The sequence below is a fragment of the Acinetobacter sp. YH12106 genome, from assembly GCF_013418995.1.
GTDB classification, from domain to species: Bacteria; Pseudomonadota; Gammaproteobacteria; order Pseudomonadales; family Moraxellaceae; genus Acinetobacter; species Acinetobacter pseudolwoffii.
Map to the genome: position 1 here is coordinate 34747 of NZ_VPAV01000022.1, position 6638 is coordinate 41384.

General features: G+C 44.1%; 6 protein-coding genes. 4 read left to right on the top strand and 2 right to left on the bottom strand.

The annotated features are described in order from the left end of the window. Window positions 1-190: 190 nt before the first annotated feature. From FTU45_RS12875 to FTU45_RS12885, 3 genes are all read left to right on the top strand, one after another. The gene (locus tag FTU45_RS12875; protein WP_074383907.1) at window positions 191-961 is read left to right on the top strand and encodes a hypothetical protein; all 771 of its coding nucleotides are present in this window, start codon (window positions 191-193) and stop codon (window positions 959-961) included. A gap of 199 nt (window positions 962-1160) precedes the next feature. Beyond that, window positions 1161-1895 (top strand): 1-(5-phosphoribosyl)-5-[(5-phosphoribosylamino)methylideneamino]imidazole-4-carboxamide isomerase, encoded by a 735-nt coding sequence (hisA, locus tag FTU45_RS12880; protein WP_074383906.1) that lies wholly within the window; start codon window positions 1161-1163, stop codon window positions 1893-1895. Between the two features lie 64 nt (window positions 1896-1959). Continuing rightward, window positions 1960-2871 (top strand): DMT family transporter, encoded by a 912-nt coding sequence (locus tag FTU45_RS12885; protein ID WP_074383905.1) that lies wholly within the window; start codon window positions 1960-1962, stop codon window positions 2869-2871. A 71-nt stretch (window positions 2872-2942) separates the two neighbouring features. Here the strand turns inward: FTU45_RS12885 and FTU45_RS12890 are convergent, their stop codons facing one another. Together FTU45_RS12890 and FTU45_RS12895 are read right to left on the bottom strand one after the other, a co-directional pair. Further along, window positions 2943-4349, bottom strand: a complete 1407-nt coding sequence (locus tag FTU45_RS12890; protein ID WP_180076514.1) for an FAD-binding oxidoreductase — start codon at window positions 4347-4349, stop codon at window positions 2943-2945. Window positions 4350-4389: 40 nt separating this feature from the next. Then, window positions 4390-5721, bottom strand: coding sequence for an APC family permease (locus FTU45_RS12895; protein WP_180076515.1), 1332 nt, complete (start codon window positions 5719-5721; stop codon window positions 4390-4392). Between the two features lie 96 nt (window positions 5722-5817). On the opposite strand from FTU45_RS12895, the gene FTU45_RS12900 reads away from it, so the two are divergent. Then, window positions 5818-6177: a helix-turn-helix domain-containing protein gene (locus FTU45_RS12900; protein ID WP_005095181.1), complete on the top strand. Its 360-nt coding sequence runs from the start codon at window positions 5818-5820 to the stop codon at window positions 6175-6177. Window positions 6178-6638 lie beyond the last annotated feature (461 nt).

Sequence of the window (6638 nt, forward strand, 5' to 3'; positions counted from 1 at the left end):
TTTACATTTTAAAACAATAACCATTTTCAAACTTAGCAATTTGAATATATTCAACTTTTTATAATTTCTTTATTTTTCATGATCTATTTGCAGTTTCTCCGTTCTGTTTTTTATTAAAAAATTTGCTAAAACATGAGCCATCTTATTCATCATCCGATCAGGATGTGCATGTTCTAGAGGGTTAATACACATGTTCAGTTTATTGAATGAAAAAATCAGTGGCGTGCTGAGTCTGGCACTGCAAGGGATTACGACAGCACTGGGTGTGCTGACTAAAACGGTGATCACCGTGGTAGATGAAGTGGTATCAACCGTATCGGATCTGACTGCGCCTCTTAGCGCTCAGCTCGGTGCACTGCCCGTTGTCGGAGATCTGCTATCGACCGTCCTGAATGTCAGCACTGGTCTGGTCAGTGGCGTCAGCGCAGGTGTACATGCCATCTCGGACCAGTGGATTGCAGGAGACTTAGCAGGCGGTGTTAATACTGCCTTGAATGGTACGACTGATCTGCTGGGTCAGGGTCTAGGGGGTGTATCTGACATTCTGGACAGTGTGCTTGCCGCTACGGCTCCATTGACTGCTCCATTGGCTAACTTACCGATCCTGGGTGATGTGGTGACCGCGATTGGGCAGACTGGCAGCAATCTAAGTGGTCTGGTCGATGAAACCGGACAATATGTGGCAGCAATCAATCCACTTGAGCTGATTAACAATACCCTAGAAAATCCGGTCGCCAGTGTCGGCGGCGTAATTCAGGATGTATCGGGCACACTGGATGCCCTGCTCAATGACCTGGTTCCGGTCACGGACGTCGCGACCAGCCTGCCAGTTGCAGGTACGGTGGTCGGTTTAGTGGGTGAAACTGTCAGTACAGTCAATCAGGGACTTTATGAGTTGGGAGCGCAGCTGGGCCAAGTCAATTCACTAGACCATCTGTCTCAAACTTATAGCTATGTCTAATCAGTGTGCCAGTGAAAATAAAGCAGATCGTATGCGCAGTCGCTGAATCATTAAAAGGATAAAAATAAATTACCTGACTGCGACCTGTCTTCGGACAGGTTTTCTTTATTGATACTGTTTAAGAGTTAGAAATTTCGACTTTATTTGCTAAGATGAACTCACTCAAATTCATTCTAAAGATTAAGCAAGGAGCGAAAGCATGCTGATCATCCCTGCAATTGACCTGAAAGATGGCAAATGTGTCCGTTTAAAACAAGGTCGTATGGAAGACGATACCGTATTTTCTGACGATCCGGTCGCAACAGCACAGCATTGGGTAAATGAAGGCGCTCGCCGCTTGCATTTAGTGGATTTAAACGGTGCTTTCGCAGGTACGCCTATCCATAAGCCAGTGGTTGAAGCCATTGCCAGAGCGCAGCCAGATTTACCGATCCAGATTGGCGGCGGTATCCGTTCGATGGAAACCATCGAGCATTATCTGCAAGCAGGCGTATCTTTTGTGATTATTGGTACCAAAGCAGTTCAGGATCCTGAATTTGTGGAAGAAGCATGCAAAAAATTCGCGGGTCATATCATTGTCGGCATTGATGCCATGAATGGCATGGTGGCAACCGATGGCTGGGCCAATGTGACGGATGTCAAAGCGACAGATCTGGCCAAGCGTTTTGCCGATGCGGGCGTATCCAGCATTGTCTATACTGACATTGCCCGTGATGGCATGATGCAGGGTGTGAATATTGAGCAAACCGTAAATCTGGCACAATATTCAGGTTTACCTGTGATTGCTTCAGGCGGCGTAACCAATATGGATGACGTCCGTAACCTGAAAGATCAGCCGGGCATTCTAGGTGCTATTACTGGTCGTGCCATTTACGAAGGTACATTAAGCCTGCGTGAAGCGCAGTTATTGCTAGATGAACAACAGGCGCTATAATTAAGCCTGCTGCACAAGAGGTCTTCGGACCTCTTTTTTATTTGTTATTTTCCGATCTCCTGATATGTCGACCCTCATCTCCACTTTTCGCTCTCCCGCTCTGGCAGCCAAACTTCCGCAGCTTGCTTTAATTCTGATTACCCTGATCTGGGGCGGCAGTTTTATTACCGTACAATACGGGCTGAATTTTAGCAGTCCGATTATGTTTGTTGGGCTGCGTTTTGCTGCAGCTGCCATTGCCGTGACCCTGATCTCATTAAAATCTTTAAAAGGTATGACCCTCAAGGAGATTATTGCCGGCGCGGTGATTGGGATCATGATCGCCATCGGTTACGGCACCCAAACCGTGGGATTGCAAACGATTAGCAGCAGCGAGTCTGCTTTTTTAACCGCCTTGTATGTTCCACTGGTACCAATCCTGCTCTGGCTGCTGTTTGGTCAAAAACCACAGGTGATGACCTGGATCGGGGCATTGTTTGCCTTTATCGGGTTAGTGTTTTTGACTGGTAATGGCTTTGCAGCAATTCAGCTCAGTTTTGGACAAACTTTGACTTTACTTGGCTCCATTGCCATTGCCCTGGAGATTATTTTGATCAGTTATTTTGCTGAGCAGGTGAATGTACGCCGGGTCACAGTGCTGCAACTGATTTTTGCGTCCTTGTTCTGCTTTATGATTGCACCTGTTTTAGGTGAATCTCAGCTACCTGAATTTCACTGGCATCTGGCAGGCATTTTAGTCGGTTTAGGCATTGCCAGTGCGATGATTCAACTGGTTATGAACTGGGCACAACGTAGGGTAGCTCCATCACAGGCAGCAATTATCTATGCCGGTGAACCGGTATGGGCAGCACTTTTTGGCCGACTTGCAGGAGAACGCCTACCTGCACTGGCACTGTTGGGCGGATTGATGGTGGTACTGGGCGTAATTGCCAGTGAATGGAAACCGAAGTTTTTAAAGCGGAAAGTAAAAGAATAAATCACTTAATTTCCTATTTTTAATCCCCCTAAATTCCCCTTTTAAGAAAGGGGAATTTTTTATATTTAATTTTAGAAAGACACCATCTTGCCCGGATTTACCAGTGCTCCCAGTCCATAGGCAGTTTTGGCAATTGGAATCACCACAGGGGCAAGTGTGCGACCAAACAACATATCCTGATGCTGAATAGTGGTCAGCATATTGAAATCATCTGCCTTGCCACAGAAATCATCTGCAATCGCTTTACCGATACGCACCGTTTGCGCCACACCATGCCCACTCCAGCCTTGCACGGCATAAATCGGGAATTTATGGCCAAATTTACGGCTGTCGGCTGCACCATTTATGGTCAGATCCGTGGTTCCACTCCAGACAAAATCCAGCTCAACCTGTTTTAATTGTGGGAATACATGCTGAATTCGACCTAACAAATACTGATGGGTTTTTTCAGGACTCCAACACGAACCTGTCCCTTCACCACCAAATAAAATTCGGTTTTGAGACACACCCCGGTAATAATCAATCTGGAACTGGGTGTCGTAGACAGGCGCATCGGTTGGCAATAGCTCTTTTAAACTTACTTCTAAAGGCGCGGTGGTACATACGTAAGTATAAAATGGAATTGTGGTCTGATTGTTCTTTTGCAGCAGTTTAAACGAAGCATGATGTACGCCCATGACCACACTCTTACGCGCTTTTACTACGCCACTTATGGTCGTGACATAAATCCCATCTTCACGCTCTTCTACTGACACCACTTCAGTTTGCTCAAACACCTGTCCACCGTTTTGGCAGAAGCCATAAACCAGTCCACGGTTCAGTGCGAGTGGATGGATATGTCCCCCCAGCGAGTCAATTAGACCACCACAATAATTCTCTGAAGCAATATGCTGTTTCAGCTCATGCTCACCGACAATTTTGGTGTGGTCTTCACCTAAAAATTTACGTGCATCTGCCCCTTGAGTTAAACCAACCAAGTGCCCTTCATGCACTGCTGCGGTAATATGTCCACGTTTACGCTGTAGCTCAAGTTGGTATTTTGCTGCAATGTCATCGATTAAAGACATCGCTTCAGTAGAGCTAAAGTGCCAGAGTTTTTTCGCATCTGCATAGCTGAAATGCTCAATCATTTCTGACGCTTCCCAACGCGCTAGCCCTGGTGTGAGCTGTCCACCATTACGTCCTGAAGCAGCGCCACCAATGCGATTTTTTTCTACCAAAATGGTATCTATGCCATGTTCAGACAGATGGAGTGCTGTCGATGCTCCAAGTAGCCCACCACCAATCACCACCACATCACATTCAAGATCGGCATTTAAACCTGGAAACGCATGCCCAGTTTCGAGTGAGCTTTCATAGTAATTGGCAGGATGTTCAAAATTGCCATGTTTGGGATTAATCCAGTTCCACTCTTTGCCACTCTGTGTATTAATACTGGCTTTAAACTCGACATCTTCAATAAATTTTGGCTTATTCATTTCATCTTCTCACTATTACTTCAATACAATTGATTCGATCTTAGTAAGCACTACTAATCACAATATTCTGTTTACGCAAACGCTTATACATATAGAGCAGCACACCTACTGCGAGCCAAATACAGCCACAGATCAAGGCTGACATTTCCAGGTTGATCCATAAACCCAACATCACGCCCACCGAAAACAGGGGCAAAACCAAGTTAAGGAAGATATTTTTTAAGCCTTGACGCTGTTTGTCCTGAACAAAGAATTTTACAAATACCGAGAAATTCACTGCAGTAAAGGCAATCAGGGCACCAAAACTCACCATACTCACCACTGTCGCAAGATCAAGGCTGATGGCGAGGAGTGAAGTTAAGCCAATGAACAGCACGGCATAAAGTGGTGTACCCAACTTGTTATGCACTTGACCGAATGTGCCTTTATGGAAAATTCCGTCACGTCCCATGATATGGATTAAACGCGAGGCACTGGCATGAGTCGCCAAACCTGAAGCAAAGGTATTCATGATTTGCGCGCAGAGGAACACCGCCTGAAACAGTGCCCCACCGACATACATCACAATTTCAGGCAATGCTTCATCGGGGTTGTTAAAGCGGACATTGCTGGGGAAATACAACTGGATAAACCACGATGCCGAGAAGAAAATCACCCCGCCTGTCAACGTGGTCAGCATTACAGCACGTGGAATATTTTTTTTCGGGTCTTTAGTTTCGTGTGACATCGTCGTCACGGCATCAAAGCCCAGAAACGAGAAACATAAAATTGATGCCCCGGCAATTAACGGCAATATACTGCTTTCACCGTTCAATAATGGCGTCATGGTCAGGACATAATGATAACCTTGCTCCGTACCTATACCCTTGATCACCAGATAGATAAACAGCAGCATTAAAATCAAGGGAGCCACCACAAAAACCAGGCTTAAGTTCGCCAAGATATTAATGCGGAAACAGTTAATCAGGGTCACCAAACCGGTAAAGATACAGACCCACACCCAATATGGCACGCCTGGAATCAGGGCTTCCAAATAGATCCCGGCCAGTAAAGCATTCACGAGCGGCAGCAATATATAATCCATTAAGGCACACCAGCCAACAAAGAAACCGGCTTTCGGCCCGCAAGATTCCGCCGTATAAGTATAAGCCGAGCCCGGTTTTTCTGTCTGGCGACTAAATCGCGCATAGCTGAATGCCGTTAACAGCATGGCACCTAAGGCAAGGATATACGCGAGTGGAACACGTCCCTCAGTGATGCCGGAAACAATCCCAAAGGTATCAAAAACAACCATCGGGGTCATATATGCCACACCAATGATCACGACCTGCCACAAAGACATTTTTTTGAAAGCAACTTGTGCTTTTTCCATTGATGTCACCTGAACATTATTTATTTTCGTTATTTGTTCAATTGCAATGACTATGCCATATAATAAAAATATAAATAAATTGAGTGAGGATGAAAAATGCCAAAGTACAATTTAGAAACTCGAATTGCAGCCATTCAGATGTATAAAAAGACCGATTACAAGGTGGCTGTCTGTAAAGAATTTGGCATCTCTCGGGTGACTCTGGATGCATGGATCCGCCTTGAAGAAGAAACTGGCGACTTGGTCCAGAAACCTGTAAAAAATCGCGGCGCACCGGGCCATATTAAAGATTGGAATGAATTTCAAGTGTTTGTAAGATCTTTAAAATTTCAAAATATTAGTGATTTGGTTCCAATATTTGAACAGCGCTTTGGTTATGCAGTTTCTTATGCGGTTCTGGTGCGTGCTATTCATGTTTTAGGCATGCGTCGCCGTCGTGGTCGCTTTTATTCTTAAATTAAAAATGAGCCCGACAATAAAATAATTCGACCTGTTAAATTTAAAAAAATAAATGTACATTAATGTAAGTTTTCTTTATTAAAAACGTAAACTATATTTATTAAAAAAGTAAATTTATGAAACAAAAAAGTAAAGTCTAAATATTAAAAATGTAAATTTATAAAATTAAAAATATTTAGCAATGTTCGTCATTATGTTCAATGATGATAAGAATTGCTCACTAAAATAGAGCAAGCTTGAATAAAAGTGGTGCGAGTTGGTAATTTTTTTCAGCCTATGCGGACAGCCGGAATCCGTTCTATTACATGAGGCATAAAAAAAGCAGCACTTTGGCCATTGCTGTCCCACAATTTTTCACAAGAGGAAGCTCATTTGAGCTTCCTCTTGTTTTATGGGTATTTTATCGGGTGAAAATAAAGCTTTTAAAGTTCTTCTTTCAAACAAATTCACTTGAATTA